The following is a 20,148-nucleotide window of genomic DNA, read 5'->3' on the forward strand; positions in this document are numbered from 1 at the left end:
CGAAGGCTTGCTCCCAAACAAAAGCGGTTCACGACCCGAAGGCCTCCATCCCGCACGCGGCGTCGCTGCATCAGGGTTCCCCCCATTGTGCAATATTCCCCACTGCTGCCTCCCGTAGGAGTCTGGGCCGTATCTCAGTCCCAATGTGGCCGGTCGCCCTCTCAGGCCGGCTACCCGTCGAAGCCTTGGTGGGCCGCTGCCCCGCCAACAAGCTGATAGGACGCGACCCCATCCCATCCCGCGAAAGCTTTCCCACGACCCCATGCGGGGACGCGGAGCATCCGGCATTACCACCCGTTTCCAGGAGCTATACCGGGGGACAGGGCAGGTTGGTCACGCATTACTCACCCGTTCGCCACTCTCACCCGCAAGCAAAGCCCGCGGGATCCCGTTCGACTTGCATGTGTTAAGCACGCCGCCAGCGTTCGTCCTGAGCCAGAATCGAACCCTCCACGAAAAAAAAACGCGAAAGGAAACCAAACGGCTCCCAAAATCAAACAAAAGAAAGAAATGACAGGCAACACGGACGCCCCGAAGGACACCCATGCCGCACTACCACATCACAGGGCGACCTCACGGCCTCCCGGCACCCACGCGCCCAACGCGCAAGGGCGTCGCCCCGCTGGCAATCAAATGACTTGTAAAGTAGCACAAAACACGCTCTTGAGTTCTCAAACCACCACCACACCCGCAGGAAAACCCGCCGGAACCCTCCGGCCGGCCGCCCCGCGAGGCAGCAAGGAAGAAACATACACGAACCCAGCCAACAACGCAAACCCACCCCCAACCAACACCCCCAAACCCCTACAAAACACTAACCACCACCGGCGTGTCGCAAACCACCCAAAACACCAACCAAAACCAACCCAAAACCCAAAAACACCACCCAAACACCCAAAAACAACCCAACAAACACCCAACACCGGCGTGTCACACCACTGCAGGCCACCTCCAAGCCACCACATAACCGAGTTCCCCGCCACAAACCGTCCATCAGAATCGTCCATCGTCGAAAACCGCCACCTACACCCCGAACCGATCTCCTGCCCCACACCCCGCCCATGGCACCCCTTCCCATCGCAAAGCGTTCTCTCCCCAACAATCCCATGCGCAACTCGTGGGACAAAGGCCAGTGGTCGTGTGAGAATCGTATATGGCTGATGAAGGGGCCACTTACGACGGAGGGGTTATGAAGAATCCAGACAACACGCCGTTTACAGACGCGAACGGCTCGAACAACAACAATCCACAGGGCGCCGCCGACGCCAACGCGACGCACACCACAGACACGACCATTGTCGCGGCCCCGATGGAATCGTCCGCCCAGGCCGAAGCAGACGACCCCGCGAGCGCCGAGACTTCCGCACCCACGAGCGCGGGCGCCAGCGCAACCGCACCAACCGCAACCGCCCCGCGCCGCCGGTGGACGAAAACGCTGATCGCCGTCCCGATCCTCGTCGTACTGCTCGTCGCCTGCGGATGCGCGTGGGCATGGCAGACACGGTGGCGCAGCATCGCGGTGACAGTGAACGGACAGCGCCTCGAGATTTCCGCGGGCATGACCGTGCAACAGCTCATGAGCGCCAACGGCGATTTCAACGCGCGCCCCGGCAGGCTGCTCGCGCTCGACGGCACCGTGCTGAATGACAACGGCGGCGATCCGGCCTCCTTCACGATCGACAACCGCCAGGTCTCCCCCGCTGATTGGAACAGCACGCGCCTGCCGGGCGACGCGACGGTGGCGGTGGCGTCCGGCGCCGACGTGACTGAGGGCCATTCAACTGAATACGAGACGGTTCCGCGCGGCGTATCGGTGAACGTCACCGGCGGCGTGGTGCAGATGGTGCAGTCGCGCGGCAAGGATGGCAAGCGCGAGGTCTGGGTCGGCGACGTCTCCGGGCAGCGCGTGGAGAAGGACGTGGTCGAGCAGCCTGAGGATGCGCAGGTGGTCGGCGTGTCGCCGCATCCGGAGGGGCGCAACGTCATCGCGCTGACTTTCGACGACGGCCCGAGCCAGCAGTACACCGGTCCGATCCTCGACATCCTCAAGGACAAGGGCGTGAAGGCGACGTTCTTCGACGTGGGCACGTATTCGCTGGCGTATCCCGATGAGGAGAAGCGCATGATGGCCGAGGGCCACGAGGTGGCGAGCCACAGCAACACGCATGCGTATCTGCCGGGGCTTTCGCGCGACGAGCTGCGCTCGGAGCTCAGCGCCGGGTTGCAGAACATGCAGCAGGCGTCGGGCGTGAACACGCGCATGATCCGCGCTCCGTACGGCGCGTTCACGGCCGACCAGTGGAAGGACGCCTACGACCTCATCGACTACAACGTGATCTGGAGCGTCGACACCAAGGACTGGGAGCTCCCTGGCGCGCAGGCGATCCGCAGCGCGGCCGTCTCGGGCGCGTACAACGGCGCGGTGATCCTCATGCATGACGGCGGCGGCAACCGCGACCAGGATGTGGCCGCGCTGCCCGGCATCATCGACGACCTCAAGGGGCAGGGATACGAGTTCGTGACGATCAGCGAACTGCTGCAGATGGTCGGCGCGAGCGCCGCGCCCGCGGAGGGCGACGGCGCGGCGAGCGACAGCGGCGCGTCGGCGTCGGATGGCGCAGGTGATGGCGCGAGCGGTGATGGCTCCGCCTCGTCGAGCGCCGCGTCGGATTCCGCAACGATGGCGGCCGCCGCGTCCGCTGCAAGCGCCCGGCAATCGTAGATTCGACGACTGCTTCCGGCATATGCCGGCAGAACAAGGCAAAACCGGACCCCGGCCTTCGCGTCGAGGTCCGGTTTTTGTGGCGCATTGGCGCGGAAGCCGTAGACGCGAACGTGGTGGGTCAGGCAGTGGAAACACGATTTTCCCGCTATTTTCGGGAAATGTAGTCTGGCTCCATCGTCGCGGGCGGCGGACCCAGACCCGACAGAGGCGGATCCCCACCGGACCGGCCGCGTTCAGTGTGAGGAAACGCTCGCACCGAACGGCCCCGACCTCCAAAAAGCGCGCCCAAACGAGGGTCAAGGGCCTTCAGTGCGCACATCCGCTCACACCGAACGGCCCCGACACCCGAAAAAGCGGGCATGAGCGGAGTCAAGGGCCTTCACTGCACACGAACACTCACACCGAACGGGCGTGGGGACGAATCGGATCCGAAGAGACCGGCCGAGACGGCTCGTGGCGAAGATTCCTCACCATGAATGTGATTCCCCTGCCCCAAACCCCAGACCGGCGGCCGAAAACGAGCCTCACGGCGAAGAAACCTCGCCACGAACGCCACAACAACGGACCAACGCCGGGAAAATCGTGGAAACGTGGCCTCATGGCGAGGAAACCTCACCACGAGGGCGATTCCCCCAACCCAAACCCCAGACCTGCGCCCGAAAACGAGCCTCACGGCGAAGAAACCTCACCACGAACGGCCCGCGGCGACGGGGCAAACCCGCGGCGACGCGGCAAACTCTCGATACCGCGGCGAAAACAAAAAACCGGAACGCCGTGAAGCGTTCCGGTTACCTGTGCCCCCGCAGGGGCTCGAACCCTGGACACGCGGATTAAGAGTCCGCTGCTCTAGCCAACTGAGCTACAGGGGCAATGGCTAAGTACCAAAGCCAAGAGGTAAATATACTCGCGTTTTCCAAACATGCAAATCGAGAGGCACCATCGGCGTGTCGCGTGTATTTTCAACGATTTTCCCAAACGCTCCCCCGTCGCCCAACCAGGCGCGGCCCAACTGCATACTGCATAGCGGGCCCGCGCACCGGACCCCATACGCAAAACCGGCCGGTGCACAAGGCATCGGCCGGTTTCAGGCTATGTACACGCGGTGCATACGCGCCGAAATCGTCACACGATCTTCGGCATCGGTGTGGTCAGCGAGGTGGTGAGGTTGACGTGGAGCAGTCCGGCTCCGGCGTGCACCTCGCACTTCTTGAGCGTCACGGTGCGCTCGGCCTCGGGGGCGGAATCGTTGTCGGTCATGGTCGCGGGCGACTTCACGGCCACCACCACGAGCTGGTTGATGTCGATTCCGGCCTTGGAGCACAGCTCCGTGGCCTCGGCGAGGCTCGGCTCGAAGGAGTCGCGCTCCAGGACGCGCTCGGCCGGCACGCCGTACGCGCTCTGCGCAATCCAGCGCACGGTGTCCTTCACGGACTTGCCCTTGTTGCTGGCCGGGGCCTGGGGCACGCCGGCGGCGTCGAGGGCGGCCACGAAATCGTCGAGCTGCGGGCTCAGCGCGTCGCCGCCATCGCGGAACAGGTTGCCGAGCACCGGCGTGCGGAAACCAAGCTCCGCGGCCTTGGCCTTGAGCGCCGGAATCTGGTCATCCTCGCCCTCCCACAGGTTGATGAGCGGGAAGGTGGCGATGCCGAGGCTTTCGAGGCGGTTCACATGGAACGGGTAGCGCCAGCTGAGCGTCGGGTCGTCGTTCCACGTGGTGGCGCGGGTCACGACGACGGCGGCGGACGGCCACTGCGCACCGTATTCGCGCGCGGCGATGTCGAGCCACTTCTGCGCGCCGGCGTCGGTGCCGTAGCCGGCCTCGACGACCACCACGTCATGGCGGGCACAGGCGAGCTCGACGGACACCAGCGAGGGGATGCCGATGGAGACGTTGGCGAACGGACCGCAGTGCACGTACACCGGCGAGCCCTCGCGGGTCTCGGTGTAGGCGGGCATGACAGCGGTCGCGAGGATATTCGTGATGCGCCACAGGTCGATGAACTCGCCGAACGTCACGGGCTGACCGTCCTTCGTGCCGGCGATCATGGCCGACACGCGCCGGCCGAGCTCCTCCATGGAGCGCGAGAGCACCACGATTTGCATAAGCTCGCAGGTCGGGGTCAGCACGACGCGCTCAGGCACGTCGCCCTTGCCGCGGTCCACGGCGATCTGACGCAGCGAGCGCGACGGCACCTCGGAGACGCGCGGCACGAGGATGGTGTCGAGACGGCCCTCGTCCACAGCCTTCTCGGCGAAAGAGACGAGCAGATTCTGCGCGGCCTCGATGCTGCCCATCTCACCGCACAGGCCCCAGTCGACGAGCTCCGGGTGGGACAGCGACGCCTTGCCGCCGCCGGAGGCGCCGCCCTTGGAGCCGGCCGCCGTGATGCCCATGGACGGCTGGCGCAGGACGGCGGCCGCATCGATGCCGCGTTTGCGCAGCGCGTCGATCAGCGCGATCGTGGTGGTCGTCTTGCCTTCGCCGCGGCTGGCCTTGAGCGGCGTATCCGCGGTGACGAGCACGACCTTGCCATGCTTGCGCGGGACGTCGGGGTTCTGCCTGAGATAGTCGAGGTACCCGAAGGCATCGATCTTCTTGAACACGCCGTATTGAGACACGAAATCCTCGTATGCGGTCATCAATCCTCCTGTTGTTTTTTCCCTGTCGACGCCCATCATGCTCCGTCGGAGCCCGTCCAGGCGCACCTCATCCATTATCCGACATATGGAAGCCGTTGCGCATCCCCATGCTCGTGGCGTACAGAACCTTGCCCAGCAGGTCGGAGGTCTCCTGACGCACGAACTCGGCGATGTCCTCGTTCGCCTTCGTCAGGATCGCACGGGCCTCGTCATAGCCCTTGCCGGCCACGTTCCGGTCGACGCGCGCGACGAACGCGTGCCCCGCGCCGCCGACGCGCTCCTGGTACTGCTCGATGGCCGCGCGCGTGTCGTTGTAGCGTGCGTCCGCGAGCGCCCCGATCAGACGGTTCGCCCAGTAGAAGTTGTTCGTGTCGACGGTGCCTGTGGTGTCGCGGAAGTAGGCGGGGACATCGTCGATATTCGCGAACAGCGGCACGAGGGCGTTGAAGGGGTTGCTGCCGTAGGCCGTCCACTGGATGGCGGCGTTGCCCGCGTCCACGTAGGGGCGCAGCTGGATGACGCACAGGTGGTTGTTGCGGTTGATGCCGATGGGGCGGAACATGCGGCGCGTGGCGGCGTCGCCGGCGGTTCCGTACGGATCGAAGGGCGTGCCCTGGTAGTGCGAGGAGAGCACGTACTTGACGTCCTCGATGGTGATCTTGCGCTCGGGCTGGCGGCACCACGGGATGTCGTCGCTCATGGGCGTGTGCAGGGCCTCGGCGCTGTCCCAGTCCTCGTCGAAGGGGTTGAGGAAGCGCTGCATGTACCAGGCGCGCGGCGTGTTGTACACGTGGTCGGAGTCGGAGTGCGAGCCGAAGGCGTCGCGCGGATTGAAGGGCGAGACGCCCTCGACGGCCAGGTCGAGATGGTTGTCCTCGATGAACTCGCGCAGGTCGGCGGAGCACATGCAGTTCTCCTGGTCGCCGAAGGCATCGTCGAGGTCGAATTCGTCGATGCCCAGCTGGTTGGGCATGGTCACGTAGCTGTCGTCGGGCACGCGGCGGGCGATCCAGTGGTGTCCGCCGACGGTTTCAAGCCACCAGATCTCGTCGACGTCGCTGAAGGCGATGCCGTTCATCTCGTAGGTGCCGTACTTTTCGAGAAGCGCGCCGAGGCGCTCGACGCCTTCGCGTGCGGAGCTGATATACGGCAGCACGATGGTGACGAGGTCTTCCTCGCCGATGCCGCCGGCGCGCTCGGGCACGTATCCGGGCTGGCCCTTGGTGCCCTTCTCGTGCACGGGCGGCACAAGCGGGTCGGCGCCGAGCACGCGCTCGTTCGTGGTAAGGGTTTCGGTGGCGCTCATGGCCACGTTCTTGGCGTTGACGCCGTGCTCGGCCCAGATTCCCTCGTCGGGCAGGGCGTTCGGCACGGCCGTGTAGCGCATCGGGTTGTCGGGAAGGTCGATTTCGACGTGGCTCAGCACGCTGCGGTAGTGGCGTGGCTGGTCCTCAGGCTGCACGACGATCGTTTTCTTCGCCGTGAACTGACCGTTCGGGGAATCCTCGTTCCTCGCGATGATGGTGCTTCCGTCATAGCTTGCGTTCTTGCCCACAAGAATCGTGGTGCAGGGCATGGTCGCTCCTTCCGCGGGGCGCGAAAGACGATTGTGTCGTCGCGCCGCCGCGCTCTTGTATGTGGTTTCCTCTGTTTATGTGTGGTCCGGTTATGTGCGTGTCCGGGCGGCCTGCGGATTCAGGCCTTGCCCAGCAGCCAGACGCTGTCGAAGGCGACGAGCGTGCGGCTCGTGCGCATCGCGTTGCGCAGCTGGTTGAGCCAGAAGCCTTCCTTGATGTCGGGAATCGGAGCGCTCGTGGCCCACACGCTGAGCATGTACTCGTGGTCCTTGTCGGGCGGGTTCGGGCCGACGTAGCGCTGCGTGACGGCGGGATTGGTCTCCCCCACCATCGGCGAGGCGTAGCTGTTGCGCCCCTGCACGGCCTCGGGGATCATCGACGGCATGGTGCGGGAAAAGTCCTCGGGAATGCGCAGGGCGGTGGAATCGTGGAAGTCATACATGATGGCGCCCACCGGCACGTTGGCGACGCACCAGTGGATCCACTGGAAGCCGCCGACCGCGATGGCGTCGTCGTCGACGAGCTCCCAGTGCAGGTACTGGGCGTCCGCCGGCAGGTCGCTGATGGCGAAGGGGAAGGAGACGATGCTGTGCGAGCCGATTTTGTTCTCCTCGGGCGCGTGCTTGGCGTAGGCGTCGGGGATTGTCGTGAAGTCCGTTTGTATTCTCATGGCTCCATTATCACGCATCGTGGTCACGAAACGCGTGAAGGAAACGGGCGGATCGTGGGCTCCCGCGCGCCGCGCAAAGCGAACGCCGCACATCAAGCAAGCGCCGCGCGCGCCTTACGACGCGGGCGCGAACACGATGAGCGAGCACAGCAACGCCTCGAAGTCGAGCTGGGCGTTGCCGTTGCCGCGCAGGCGGCGGCGCGTCAGGGCGATGCGGTCCATGCGGTCCACGGCATCCTCGCGGCCGATGCGGGCGGAGAGGTCGTAGATGGCGCGCTTGTTCTCGAGATTCACGATTCCCACGGCGTCGACGGCTCCGTTCTGGATGACGGCGACGTCGCGGTAGATGCTCGCGATCGAGTTAAGCGAGCGGTCGAGCACGTCGCGCACGAGGCGCGTGGCGCGGCGGGTCCGGTCCTCCTTCTTGCCGATGGCGTTCCACTGGGAGCGCAGCACGGAAGGGATGGGGTCTTTGTCCTTGAGGCCGTTGATGCGGCGGAACTCGGCCTTCTCGCGCTCCACGGAGCGCTCCACCGAGGTCTCGGCCTGTGTCTTCGCGTTTTTCAGCAGCGTGTCGGCGAGCACGACGGCGTCGGAGACGCGGCGCAGGTTCAGCACGCCCACCACGAGCTCGTCGCGGTCCGCGAGCGCCTGGTCGTCCTTCGCGTAGAGGCGCGCGATGCCGATATGGCCTTCCGACAGGCGGGCGCAGCGCAGCGCGAGGCGCTCGTCCACGCCGCAGTCTTTCTCGATGAAGGCCGCGACGTCCTTGGTCTGCGGCACGGCAAGCGTCACGAGGCGCGTGCGGCTGCGGATCGTGGGCAGCACGTCCTGCGGGCTGGGCGCGCACAGCATCCAGATGGTGTGCTCGGCCGGCTCCTCCACCTCCTTGAGCAACACGTTCGTGGTGCGCTCGAGCATGCGGTCGACGTCCTCGATGATGATGACGCGCCACGGAGAGGTATGCGGCGTCTCCTCGGAGTCCTCGACGAGCCGGCGCACCTCGTCGATGCCGATCGTGACCTTGTCGGTGGCCATGACCTGCACGTCGGGGTGGCGGCGTTCGAGGATGGCGCGGCAGATCTCGCATTCCCCGCACCCGTGGCGCGGGCATTCGAGGGCGGCGGCGAAGGCGATGGCCACGTTGCTGCGGCCCGATCCGGGAGGGCCGCAGAAAAGCCACGATTGCGCGATATGCGCCGGGTCTCCCTCGGCGATGCCACGCAGCATGTCGACGACGGGTTGCTGGCCGACGATGGTATTCCACACGCTCATGATGCGTTCTCCTGTGACGTTCGCGACGGGACGGGGGCGGGCGATGATGCGTACGGCGATGATGCCGGTGCGGCGGACAGCGCCGTGCGCTCGAGGTCGTCGCGGTGCTGCGCAAGCAGGATGTCGGCGTCGGCGCGGATGGCGTCCCACACGTCGTCGACGGTGAGCGAGGCGTCCACGACGCGGAAGCGCGCGGGGGCATCGTGCGCCAGGTCGAGGAAGGCGCGGCGCGTGCGGTCGAAGAACGCGGCGCCCGACGATTCGAGGCGGTCGGCCTCGCCAGTCAGGCGCGCGGAGGATGCGCGGAAATCCATGTCGAGCAAATATGTGCGGCCCGGCCACAATCCGTCGGTGGCCCATTCGCTGAGCATGCGGATGTCGTCGGGCGTCAGCTCGCGCCCGCCTGCCTGGTAGGCCAGGGAGGAATCGATGTAGCGGTCGGAGATCACGATGCCGCCGTTCTCGAGCGCGGGGCGGATGACCTCGGCCACGTGCTGCGCGCGGTCCGCGGCGTATAGAAGCGCCTCGGTGCGCGGGCTGATGTCGGCCGCGGGCGCATCGTCGGACACATCATCGTTGGACACGCCATGCGGCGCGGCGCCATCGTCGGCGCCCGCGAGGCGCACGCCGTCCACGCCATGCAGCAGCAGCCCGCGCACGATGGTGCCGAGAGGCGTGCCGCCCGGCTCGCGCGTCATCGTGACGCGATACCCCAGGCCCCTGAGGTAGTCGCGCAGGCGCAGCGCCTGCGTGCTTTTGCCGACGCCGTCGACGCCTTCGAAAGACACAAACAACCCGGGCATACGTCTCCTTGCCTGTTCTTTGCCTGTTCCGCCGGCCGTGGCGCGGCATCCGCCCGCAAGCGGGGCTTCTCCGGCCTACTCGGCCGCCGCCCCGCCGTCGGCGGGCTTGCGCGTCGCGGTGCGGCGCGTCGTGGTTTTCTTCGCAGTTCCGGTTTTCTTCGCGGTGGTCTTCTTCGCGGTGGTCTTGCGCGTGGTCGCCTTCTTCGCGCCCGTGGTCTTCGAAGAAGCGGAGGATTTGCGCGTCGTGGTGCGGCGGCCGCGCTTGGACGGGCCGGCCGCGCGCTTCTCGGCGAGCAGATGGTACGCCTCCTCCGGCGTGATGGACTCGGCCGTGTACTGCTTGGGCAGCGTGCGGTTCGTCGTGCCGTCGGTGATGTACACGCCGTAGAAGCCGTCCTTGATCGTGACGGGCTTGCCCGACTCGGGATCGGTTCCCAGCTCGCGAAGCGGCGGCTTGGCGGCGCCGCGGGTGCGGCGGCCGGTCTTGGGCTGCGCGAACAGGGCCTTGGCCTGGTCGATCGTCACCGTGAAGATCTCGTCCTCGCTGCCCAGGGAGCGCGAGTCGCTCGAGCCGTCGGGCGACGTCTTCGTGATATACGGGCCGTAGCGGCCGTTCGTCGCCAGCACCGGCACGCCCACGAGCTCGCCGGTCGCCGGATCGGTTTCCTCGATCTGGCCCACGGTGCGCGGCAGTCTGAGCAGCTGCAACGCTTGGTCGAGCGTGACGGTTTCCGGCGTCATGGACTTGAACAGGGACGCCATCTTCGGCTTGGGCGCGGCGGCCTTCTTCGTGGCGCGCTTGCGTCCGGACGATGCGGCGCTCGATGCGGCCGCGGAATCGTCCGTTTTCGCGGAATCATCCGCCGGCTGCGGCAACGTCAGCGCCACATACGGGCCGTAGCGGCCCGTGCGCACGGTCACGACGCCGCCCGTCGCCGGGTCGACGCCCAGCTCGCGCGGACCGCCCGCGTTCTTCTCGATAAGCTCGTGGCCGCGCTCGACGGTCAGCTCATCGGGAGCAATCGTGTCGGGAATCGTGGCACGCTTGGGCTTGCCCTCGGCGTCCAGCTGCTTCGTGTCCTCCAGATACGGGCCGTAGCGGCCGACGCGCACCTGCAGGCCGTCGCCGATCTCAATCGTGTTGATCTTGCGCGCGTCGATGTCACCCAGCTGCGCCACCTGCTGGTGCAGACCCTCGTGCGCCTCGGACGGATTCGACACGGAGCCGTCGCCTGTGCCGAAGTAGAAGGCCGTCAGCCAGTCCTTGCCGTTCTCCTTGCCGGAGGCGATCTGGTCGAGGCCGTTCTCCATCTGCGCCGTGAACTCGTAGTCCACGTACTGCGGGAAGTTGCTCTCCAGCAGGTTCGTCACGGCGAAGGCCAGCCAGCTGGGAATCAGCGCGCGGCCGCGCTCGTACACGTAGCCGCGGTCGATGATCGTGGAGATGATGCTCGCGTACGTCGACGGACGGCCGATCTCCTTGGCCTCGAGCGTGCGCACGAGAGAGGCCTCGGTGTAGCGCGCCGGCGGCTGCGTCTCGTGATGCGCGGGCTGCGCGTCCTCGGCCACGAGCGTGTCGCCCTCGGCCATCGGCGGCAGCGCCACGTCGGCGGAATCATCGTCTTTCCTCTTCGCGGCATGCCCGCGGTCGCCATACGCCGCAAGGAAACCGGGGAAGTCGATCACCGTGCCGCTCGCCTGGAACACCACGGGGCCGTCCTCGCGAGTCTCGGCCTGCAGGCGCACAGTGGCCGTCGAACCGGTGGCGTCGGCCATCTGCGAGGCCAGCGTGCGTGCGTAAATCAGCGAATACAGCTTGAGCTGGTCCGGCGGCAGCGTGCCCGCAAGCGTGCTCGGGTCGCGGAACGACACGCCCGCCGGGCGAATCGCCTCATGCGCCTCCTGCGCGCCGGCCGTGCGCGTGGCATACTGCTTCGGCGCGTCCGAGAGGAAGCGCTCGCCGAAGCGCTCCCCCACCGCCTGCCGGGCGGCGTGGATGGCCTCCTGCGAAAGCGTGACCGAATCGGTACGCATATACGTGATGTAGCCGTTCTCGTACAGGCTCTGCGCCGCACGCATCGTGGCGCGGGAGCTCATGCCGAGGCTGTTGCCGGCCGCCTGCTGCAGCGTCGACGTGGTGAACGGCGGCACGGGGCGGCGGCGGTACGGCTTGGTTTCCATCGAGACGACCGTCAGGTCGGCGCCCCTGACCTCGTCCACGATGCGGTTGGCGCGCGCCTCGTCCACATGGACGGCGCCCTCCTTCGCCGCCGCAGGCACGAGACGGCCCTCGCTGTCGAAGTCCTTCGAGCCGACGACGCGGGCGCCGCCGACCTGTACGAGACGTGCGTCGAAGGTGGCGTCGCCCTTGCGCGACGTGACGACGACGTCCCAGTAGGAGGCGCGCACGAAGGCCATGCGTTCGCGCTCGCGCTCCACGATGAGGCGCGTGGCGACGGACTGCACGCGGCCTGCGGACAGGCCCGGGCCCACCTTGCGCCACAGCACCGGCGACAGCTCGTAGCCGTACAGGCGGTCGAGGATGCGGCGCGTCTCCTGCGCGTCGACCATGTTCTCGTCCACCTGGCGCGTATGCTTCAACGCATCCTGGATGGCGCTTTTCGTGATTTCGTGGAACACCATGCGCTTGACCGGGACCTTGGGCTTGAGCGTCTGCACCAGATGCCACGCGATGGCCTCTCCCTCGCGATCCTCATCAGTCGCCAGATAGAGCTCGTCGGCGTTCTTCAGCGCGGTGCGCAGCTGCGACACGGTTTTCTTCTTGTCCGGGCCGACCACGTAGTACGGAACGAAGCCATCGTCCACGTCGACGCCGAACTTGCCGAATTTCGCCTTGTCCTTGGCGGGAATCTCGGAAGGCTGCGCGAGGTCGCGGATATGGCCGACGGATGCGAGAACCGTATAGCCGTCGCCAAGGTATCCGCCGATTTTCTTCGCCTTGGTCGGAGACTCGACGATCACCAGCTTGTTCCCAGTCGTCATGTGCCCTCCTTGGTCACCTCATCGTTAGAAGAATATACGCCCGACCACACGCACAGCGTTTCGCGACGTCCCCGGCGGACGCTTCCGGCGCGTCCTGCGCCCCGAATCGTCCGGGGTGCATCCAGTGCCTTGCGGACCTTGCGGACCCGCGGACGCCCCATGGATTCCGCGGACCCGCGGACCCCGCGCAGGGCGGCCGCCCCTCTCCCAGGCATCGGCCGCTCCCTGCGCTTCGGACTATGCATTGGTATCTGTCATTGTGCCACAATCCCTGACAAGGGCGTGGACTACCTGCCCGATTTCGCCGGGGATTTCGGCGGTCGCGGCGGCGTGCCGAAGATGCCCGAGCCTGTCAGCGGGCAGGCGGACAGCTGCCGGAACGCGCACACGAGGCCGAAGGTGAGCATCGTGACGCCGAGGATGCCCGCGGTGGCCGACACGCAGACGCTATGCGAGGCCCACATGGGCTCGAGGTCGAGGTCCGCCGACAGCTGCCAGATGCCGAACACACCGTACAGCGAGAGAAGCACGCCGCCCGCGATGAACGCCGACGCCACGATTTGCACGGACGGCGATTCGCGGCGCGTGGGCAGCGGGTCGAGGCCCGAGCCGATCGAGAAGGCCATCGTGACAAGCGCCAGGCCGCCGGCGATCAGCGCAGCCATGACCACATCGGTGGGGCGGTGCCACTGACCGGCCACGAGCGCCAGGCCGAGGGCGCCGCAGTACACGAAGCCGAGCGCCGACGTCAGGGCGCGCCACGCGCGGGGCACGGCCATGACCAGCGCAATCGTGCAGCACATGGCGACGAGCATATGCCCCGATGGCGCGGAATTCGCGGGATTCGGGCGCAGCGGGCTGAACACCGGGCGCTCGAGGGCGGGTTTCAGCCAGCGCGCGCAGGCCAGACCCACGGCCAGGTAGGCCACGAGCTGCACAAGCAGCGCGGAGCGTTTGCGCACGGCGGCGATAACAAGCGCCGCGAGCGCGAGCACGGCGGAGATGCCCTTGACCACGAGGGATTCGTGAAGGGCCGCCTCGGCCGCAGACGCCGCCGGGATCTCCGTGGAGAAGCCCTGCCATGCGATGGTGTCATACGCCTGGCCGGCGTTCGTGCGCACGCCGAGCACGAAGGCGAGTGTGGCCGCGAGAAGGCCGACGATGCCCAGGATGGCGGCGACGATGATCGTGGAGCGGCGGGGGCGCGGGCGGCGGGGGCGGGTGGGGGTGGCGGGTTGGGCGGCGGTGTCAGGCGTGGTGGAAGCGTTGGTAGCGTCGGCGATGGCATCGGCGTCGCTGTTGTCGCTGGGCGAGGCGGGCGCGAAGGCTTTGTCGCGCTTGCGCTTGCTGACGCCGGCGGCCAAAGCGGCCAGACGATTCGATGTGCGTCCGTAGGCGGAGGAATCGTCATCATCCGCCGCCACCACGCGGGAGCCGCCCAGCATGTCGCTGTCGGGGTCCGCGCCGAAGCCGGAGCCGGAGCCATCGGCGAGCAAGGCGTTCAGCGCGTCGTTCGCGCCCGCGGACGGTCGCGTGGGGTCGTTGAAAGACAGCGAGGGATACGATGCCGCGTCGATATCCGTGAATCCGCCCGGTGTCAACGGCAGTGCCCGCGTGGCGTCGTCGAGATCGGAATCGTCGCCATCGCGCGCGATCTCGGTTATGCGCGGACGGGGCGAGTGGATGGACGCGGTTTCGGGAACGGGCGCGGATGGGGCGGGCGCAGCCGGGGTCTCGGACGGGGCGGGCGAAACCGATTCGGCGAATCCGCCCGGAACCGGAGCGTTCGGGGCGCTCTCGCGCGGAGCCGGCGCGGGGACTGCCTCGAATCCGTCGGTTCCGTCGGTGGCCGCTGCGGCATCGTCCGCGCCATCGTAGGCAACGGCGCCATCGTTACGCGATGCCCCGTAAGCCGGCGTTCTCGCGCCATCGTTCAGCGATGCTCCGTATGCAGGCGCCGGGGCGTATCCGTCATAATCCGCGGCGGCCGGTGCGGCGCCGAAATCGTAGTCGGCCACCGGCGCGGCCGTTTGCAGGGCCTGTGCAACGCCGTCAGCGGAAGAACCCGACACGGTGTCCGGATACTGGAATCCGGATGGCGCCGGCGCGGACGCTGCAGAGGGCGCCGATGCGGGCGGCATCGGCGCAGCGGCATGCGGTGCCGACGATGGGACCGCCGAGGAGCCCGGGGCCGGGGCGGGCGCCGGCGAAGCGGGTGACGGCGTCCCGCGCACGATGCCGTCATCGGAGGCCGCGAAGCCTCCCTGTTCCTGATCCATGTCTTCGGTCATACCCTGAACGCTACCCCAACACCATGGAATTCGCCTATCGCCGGGCGATCACAACTCCCGGGCCGTGGGCCCGTTCAGTGTGAGCGAACACTCACACTGAACGCGTCAATCGTCGATTCGGAAGAAGCAGACCGGCGCGAAAGAACCCGGAGGAAGAAAACCATGAGAACCGACGCGGCCCACTGCGCAACGTCGCGCTGAATCGGAGTCGAAAGAAAAGAAAGACTCCCACGTACCCGACAGAGGCCACTTACCCTTGCTGCATTCCTGCCCTGGGGGGGTTGGGTGACATAACGCCACGTGGGAGCTTCCGTCAACTATACATGCAGTTTCCCAGAATGCAAACACCGACCGCTCCACCGTCGGTCCCGCGCCACCGCGATTCCGCCGAAATCCCGCCGCAATCTCATTGCCCGACCGCGCCGCTTCGCTCGTGGCGAAGAAACCTCGCCATGAAGGCCAGGCAAGACCACCGAAGGGCAATCGTCGAGAAAAAAACAAACCCCATGGCGAAGAATCCTCGCCATGAACAACGATTCCCCCGGCCTGCCCCGCAACCGCCAGCCAAAACCACCCTCATGGCGAAGAATCATCGCCACGAACGCCACGCAACACCGTCAAGAGGCCACACCCCGCCCCCACGGAGCGCAAAAGGGCTTTCCGCCTGCAGAAGCAGACGGAAAGCCCTTTATCGGGTCGCGGTAACCTAACGCGAAGCAACCGGTCCCTCTTAGCTCACGCTCACGCGCTCACAACGCGCACTTACGCGTGCCACACGTCCTTGCCGGCGGCCTTCGCGGCGGCCACGTCGGCATCGAGCTCGGCCTCGTTGGCCTCGGACTCGCCGGAGATGAACTTCTCGACGAGCTCCTTGGCCTCGTTGTCCTCGTGCTGGACGGCCGGGGACTTCATGAAGTACGCGGAGGCGGACAGCACCGGGCCGCCCAGGCCGCGGTCGAGGGCGATCTTGGCGGCGCGCAGGGCGTCGATCACCACACCGGCGGAGTTCGGGGAATCCCACACCTCGAGCTTGTACTCAAGGTTCAGCGGAACGTCACCGAAGGTCGTGCCCTCGAGGCGCACAAACGCGAACTTGCGGTCCTCGAGCCACGCCACGTAGTCGGACGGGCCGATATGCACGTTGTGCGGATCCATCTCGTGGGGAACGATGGAGGTGACGGCGCGGGTCTTGGAGATCTTCTTGGACTCGAGGCGCTTGCGCTCGAGCATGTTCATGAAGTCCATGTCGCCGCCCACGTTGAGCTGGTAGGTGCGGTCGAGGCGCACGCCGCGGTCCTCGAACAGGCGGGCCATCACGCGGTGCGTAATCGTGGCGCCGACCTGGGACTTGATGTCGTCGCCGACGATCGGGAGCTTGGCATCGCGGAACTTCTGGGCCCACTCCGGGTCGGAGGCGATGAACACCGGCAGGCAGTTGACGAAGGCGCAGCCTGCGTCGATGGCGGCCTGCGCGTAGTACTTGTCGGCCTGCTCGGAGCCCACGGGAAGGTAGCTCACGAGGATGTCGGCCTTGACATCGCGGAGCACCTGCGCCACATCGACGGGCTCTTCGTCGGACTCGGTGATGACCTGGCGGTAGTACTCGCCGAGGCCGTCGCCGGTCGGACCGCGCTTGACGATGACGCCGGAAGCCGGCACATCGCAGAACTTGTAGGTGTTGTTCTTGCTGGCGAAGATGGCCTCGCTCAGGTCCTTGCCGACCTTGGCAGCGTCAACATCGAATGCAGCAACGAACTCGATGTCCTTGATGCGATAGCCGCCGAACACATTGTGCATGATGCCCGGAATCTTCTTATCGTCAGGGGCGTCCTTGTAGTACTCAACACCCTGCACCAAAGAGCAGGCGCAATTTCCAACGCCCGCGATGGCAACACGAATCGTCATAAAAACTCCCTCGCAAGATGAGTTATAAACATACCGTATCGTAGCTTACTACCAAACGGGGATGAAGAACACTTGCGGCACATGTGTATGCAAGCCGCTTGAAACCGTCCCGCGGCGGGGGACGAGCAAGGCGCGGGCATTGCCGGAAACACGATGCACGGAATATCGTGGGATGCATGGCCGAAGAACCGCATACGCACCGCACCCCCGCCGAACGCCGGGCATCGCGCTCCGCACGTGGCGCGGGGGATGATGGTTCCGCGCCGCGCCGCACCCGCAGCGCCTCGTCGGGAACGTCGGCGCGGTCGGCATCGGCGCGGTCGGCGCGGTCTACATCGGCGCGGTCTGCATCGGCGCGGAAATCGTCGGCCCACGCAACACCGGCCCGTGCAGGATCGGCCCGCGCGACGTCAGGAAAATCGTCGACACCATCGGGGCATAACGCACCATCGGGGCACCGCTCGCCCCGCAGCAGCCACAGCACACCCCGCCCGCACCGGAACCGCACGCCCTCCCCCGCCGCGCAGCCGCGCGCGAAACGCAGGCACCATGTGCTGCTGTGGATCGTCGGCATCCTTCTGCTCGCCCTGGCCGGCGGCATCGGCGCGCTCGCGTACGAATACTCACGCATCGAGATCCCCGAGCCCGACGCATTCGCCGTGGCCCAGGCCAGCACCGTGTATTACAGCGACGGCACCACCGAGATCGGTCGCCTGTCCGGCAACGACCGGCACATCATCGACTGCTCCACGCTGCCCGATTACGTGGGCAACGCCGTGGTGGCGTCGGAGAACCGCACGTTCTGGACCGACAGCGGCATCGACCTCAAGGGCATCGCGCGGGCGCTGTTCACGAATATCACCACCGGCTCGCGGCAGGGCGGGTCCACCATCACGCAGCAATACGCCGAGCGGTATTACCTCGGCGAGACGAAAACGTATCCGGGAAAGGTCAAGGAGGCGCTGCTCGCGCTGAAGATCTCGCAGACGCAAGACAAATCCACGGTTCTGTGCAACTACATGAACACCATCTACTTCGGGCGCGGCGCGTATGGCATCGAGGAGGCGGCGCAGCGGTACTACGGCAAGCCCGCGGCCGACATGACGCTGAGCGAGGCGGCGATGCTCGCGGGCATCATCCCCTCGCCGAGCACGTGGGACCCGGCGCAGGACCCGGATACGGCGCGGCAGCGCTTCGAACGCGTCATCTCGATCATGGCCGAGGACGGCACGATTTCGCAGGCCGACGCGGATGCCGCGTCCATGCCGGCGACGATCGACTACACGCCGTCGGCAAGCGGCGACTACGGCGGGAACACCGGGTACCTGCTGAGCATGGTGGCGAACGAGCTGCAGGACGCCGACGCGTTCTCGCGCGACGACGTGGCATCGGGCGGGTATTCGATCGTCACCACCCTTGACAAGAACAAGCAGGCGGCGATGGAGAGCGTGGCGTCGCCGTCGGGCAACGGGCTGAACGAGCCGGACGGCGTGCAGACGGGCGCGATGAGCGCCGACCCGCGCACCGGCGCGATAGTGGCGCTGTGGGGCGGCGAGGACTACCAGGCCAAACAGCTCAACAACGCCACGCAGGCGCACTACCAGCCGGGCTCCACGATGAAGGCGTTCGCGCTCGTCGGCGCCGCGCAAAACGGCGTGAACATGGACACCACGATGTTCAACGGCGATTCGCCGCAGACCTACGCGGGTCTCGCCACGCCCGTGGCGAACTACGGCGACACAAGCTACGGGCAGATCTCGCTGAGCCAGGCCACCGCGTACTCGGTGAACACGGTGTTCATGCGCGTCACCGAGCGGCTGGGCGCGGGCACCGTGGCGCAGATCGCGCAGGAGGCGGGCGTGTCAAGCACGCTGAGCTCGGACTCCCCCTTCGTGACGCTCGGCATCGACGGAGTGACGGTTCAGGACATGACACAGGCGTATTCCACGATTGCGAACCAGGGCACGAAGGTGCAGCTGCATATCGTGGCGAGTGTGACGGATTCGAGCGGGGCGCGCGTGTATGCGGCCGCGGGCGCGGGCGGTGCGGACGGCGCAGGCGCGGCGGGTGCGGGGACGCGCGTGTTCGACGCGAATGTGGCGAATATGGCCACCGCGGCGATGCGCTGCACGATGGCATACGGCACGGGTGCGAGCGCCGCGAAGGAGGTCGGGCATACGATGGCCGGCAAAAGCGGCACGGCGAACGACAACACCGCATCGAGCTTCATCGGATACACGCCGTCGCTTGTCACGACCTTCGCGATCTGGTACCCCGGCGCCGACGGGTCGGCCCAGCCGCTGCCATCGTGGAACGGCCACGACTACGCCGCCGGCCTGTCTACGCGGCTGTTCGCCGACTACATGAAGCAGGCGCTCGCGGGCACGCCCGACGAGCAGTTCACCGCCCCCGCCGACCCCGGCACCCAGGGCGGCGCAGACGGCACCTGGGGCACCGCCGGCGGCATGTGACGGCACGGGCGCGAGATCTCTCCAATCTCTCCGACCCCCCCAATCTCTCCGACCCCCATCTCCCCGATAACAATGTGATGGTTTTCGGACCGAAATCCACGATTTCGACCTCAAAATCGTCGAAAAATGTCCGTAAGGGGGTGGTGCTGTTTTGTTGGACTGCGTTGTCGTTGGTTTTCATTATGCCATGAGTCCGAGCTCGCGTCGCCGCGCGGCGATGCTGGTGCCGAACTCGGTCTTGATGCGTTCGTCGCGGTACCACGTCATGTACTCGTCGAGCCTGCGGATGAACTCCCGCAGGGAGACGCCCGCGAAGGAGCGCTTGTGGAAGAACTCCTGCTTGAGGCGTCCGAAGAAGCCCTCGGCCGCCGCGTTGTCGGGGCTGCAGCCCTTCGCGCTCATCGAACGCACCAGCCCGTTCTCCTCGCAGATCGAGATCCACCCGTCCCACCGGTAGTGGCATCCCCGGTCCGAGTGGATCACGGGTCCCTCGCCCGGTTTGAGCGCGGCGCACGCCTTGCGCAGCATGCCGTTGGACAGGGCCGAGTTCGGGCTCGTCCCGATCGTCCATGCCACGGGCATGCCGTCGTAGCAGTCGATGACCGGCGACAGGTAGACCTTGCCCGCGGGGATGGAGAACTCGGTGATGTCCGTGACCCACAGCCTGTTGGGCGCGTCCGCGTGGAAGTCGCGGTTGACGATGTTCGCGGGCGCGTCGGACAGCTCGCCCTTGTACGAGGAGTAGCGGCGCGAGCTCTTGAACGGGGGCACCAGCCCGTTGCCGGTCA

At 66.6% G+C, this 20,148-nt stretch carries 11 protein-coding genes, 1 tRNA gene, 1 rRNA gene and 1 other RNA gene; 2 read left to right on the forward strand and 12 right to left on the reverse strand.

The window, feature by feature from the left end:
• Window positions 1-457 (reverse strand): 16S ribosomal RNA (locus tag PSRA_RS08870); the annotation flags it as partial.
• Between the two features lie 732 nt (window positions 458-1,189).
• Between PSRA_RS08870 and PSRA_RS08875 the strand changes: the two genes are divergently transcribed.
• The gene (locus PSRA_RS08875; RefSeq protein ID WP_245834968.1) at window positions 1,190-2,722 is read left to right on the forward strand and encodes a polysaccharide deacetylase family protein; all 1,533 of its coding nucleotides are present in this window, start codon (window positions 1,190-1,192) and stop codon (window positions 2,720-2,722) included.
• Between the two features lie 798 nt (window positions 2,723-3,520).
• Here PSRA_RS08875 and PSRA_RS08880 read toward each other — a convergent pair.
• The 10 genes from PSRA_RS08880 to PSRA_RS08925 all read right to left on the reverse strand — a co-directional run bounded on the left by PSRA_RS08880 (window position 3,521) and on the right by PSRA_RS08925 (window position 16,889).
• Window positions 3,521-3,594, reverse strand: a tRNA-Lys gene (locus tag PSRA_RS08880).
• 253 nt (window positions 3,595-3,847) lie between these two features.
• Window positions 3,848-5,365: a formate--tetrahydrofolate ligase gene (locus tag PSRA_RS08885; RefSeq protein ID WP_094661537.1), complete on the reverse strand. Its 1,518-nt coding sequence runs from the start codon at window positions 5,363-5,365 to the stop codon at window positions 3,848-3,850.
• A gap of 67 nt (window positions 5,366-5,432) precedes the next feature.
• A complete protein-coding gene (locus tag PSRA_RS08890) occupies window positions 5,433-6,941 on the reverse strand; it encodes a C69 family dipeptidase (protein WP_094661538.1) in 1,509 nt (502 codons plus the stop codon).
• 119 nt (window positions 6,942-7,060) lie between these two features.
• Window positions 7,061-7,612, reverse strand: a complete 552-nt coding sequence (locus PSRA_RS08895) for a YbhB/YbcL family Raf kinase inhibitor-like protein (protein ID WP_094661539.1) — start codon at window positions 7,610-7,612, stop codon at window positions 7,061-7,063.
• A gap of 114 nt (window positions 7,613-7,726) precedes the next feature.
• Window positions 7,727-8,887 (reverse strand): DNA polymerase III subunit delta', encoded by a 1,161-nt coding sequence (locus PSRA_RS08900; RefSeq protein WP_094661540.1) that lies wholly within the window; start codon window positions 8,885-8,887, stop codon window positions 7,727-7,729.
• Entirely contained in the window at window positions 8,884-9,690 is an 807-nt protein-coding gene (gene tmk, locus PSRA_RS08905; RefSeq protein WP_094661541.1) for a dTMP kinase, read from the reverse strand. The genes PSRA_RS08900 and tmk overlap by 4 nt, the downstream gene beginning before the upstream one ends.
• Window positions 9,691-9,765: 75 nt before the next feature.
• Complete coding sequence (gene topA / locus PSRA_RS08910; protein WP_094661542.1) at window positions 9,766-12,693, reverse strand: type I DNA topoisomerase; 2,928 nt, start codon at window positions 12,691-12,693, stop codon at window positions 9,766-9,768.
• A gap of 287 nt (window positions 12,694-12,980) precedes the next feature.
• Window positions 12,981-14,972, reverse strand: coding sequence for a phosphatase PAP2 family protein (locus PSRA_RS08915; protein WP_158216388.1), 1,992 nt, complete (start codon window positions 14,970-14,972; stop codon window positions 12,981-12,983).
• Between the two features lie 228 nt (window positions 14,973-15,200).
• An RNA gene (gene ffs / locus PSRA_RS08920) (signal recognition particle sRNA small type) lies at window positions 15,201-15,297 on the reverse strand.
• Between the two features lie 449 nt (window positions 15,298-15,746).
• Window positions 15,747-16,889: an inositol-3-phosphate synthase gene (locus PSRA_RS08925; protein ID WP_094661544.1), complete on the reverse strand. Its 1,143-nt coding sequence runs from the start codon at window positions 16,887-16,889 to the stop codon at window positions 15,747-15,749.
• A gap of 551 nt (window positions 16,890-17,440) precedes the next feature.
• Between PSRA_RS08925 and PSRA_RS08930 the strand changes: the two genes are divergently transcribed.
• Window positions 17,441-19,360: a transglycosylase domain-containing protein gene (locus PSRA_RS08930; protein ID WP_143516470.1), complete on the forward strand. Its 1,920-nt coding sequence runs from the start codon at window positions 17,441-17,443 to the stop codon at window positions 19,358-19,360.
• Between the two features lie 180 nt (window positions 19,361-19,540).
• Here the strand turns inward: PSRA_RS08930 and PSRA_RS08935 are convergent.
• The coding region (locus tag PSRA_RS08935; RefSeq protein ID WP_143516471.1) for an IS3 family transposase at window positions 19,541-20,148 on the reverse strand (608 nt) is incomplete at its 5' end.

Origin of the sequence: Pseudoscardovia radai, from assembly GCF_002259605.1 — a bacterium.
GTDB classification, from domain to species: domain Bacteria; phylum Actinomycetota; class Actinomycetes; order Actinomycetales; family Bifidobacteriaceae; genus Pseudoscardovia; species Pseudoscardovia radai.

Coding starts and splice junctions, on each gene's coding strand:
- PSRA_RS08875 (WP_245834968.1), top strand. CDS start 1,190: ATGAAGAATCCAGACAACACGCCGTTTACAGACGCGAACGGCTCGAAC.
- PSRA_RS08900 (WP_094661540.1), bottom strand. CDS start 8,887: ATGAGCGTGTGGAATACCATCGTCGGCCAGCAACCCGTCGTCGACATG.
- PSRA_RS08915 (WP_158216388.1), bottom strand. CDS start 14,972: ATGGATCAGGAACAGGGAGGCTTCGCGGCCTCCGATGACGGCATCGTG.
- tmk (WP_094661541.1), bottom strand. CDS start 9,690: ATGCCCGGGTTGTTTGTGTCTTTCGAAGGCGTCGACGGCGTCGGCAAA.
- PSRA_RS08895 (WP_094661539.1), bottom strand. CDS start 7,612: ATGAGAATACAAACGGACTTCACGACAATCCCCGACGCCTACGCCAAG.
- PSRA_RS08890 (WP_094661538.1), bottom strand. CDS start 6,941: ATGCCCTGCACCACGATTCTTGTGGGCAAGAACGCAAGCTATGACGGA.
- PSRA_RS08925 (WP_094661544.1), bottom strand. CDS start 16,889: ATGACGATTCGTGTTGCCATCGCGGGCGTTGGAAATTGCGCCTGCTCT.
- topA (WP_094661542.1), bottom strand. CDS start 12,693: ATGACGACTGGGAACAAGCTGGTGATCGTCGAGTCTCCGACCAAGGCG.
- PSRA_RS08885 (WP_094661537.1), bottom strand. CDS start 5,365: ATGACCGCATACGAGGATTTCGTGTCTCAATACGGCGTGTTCAAGAAG.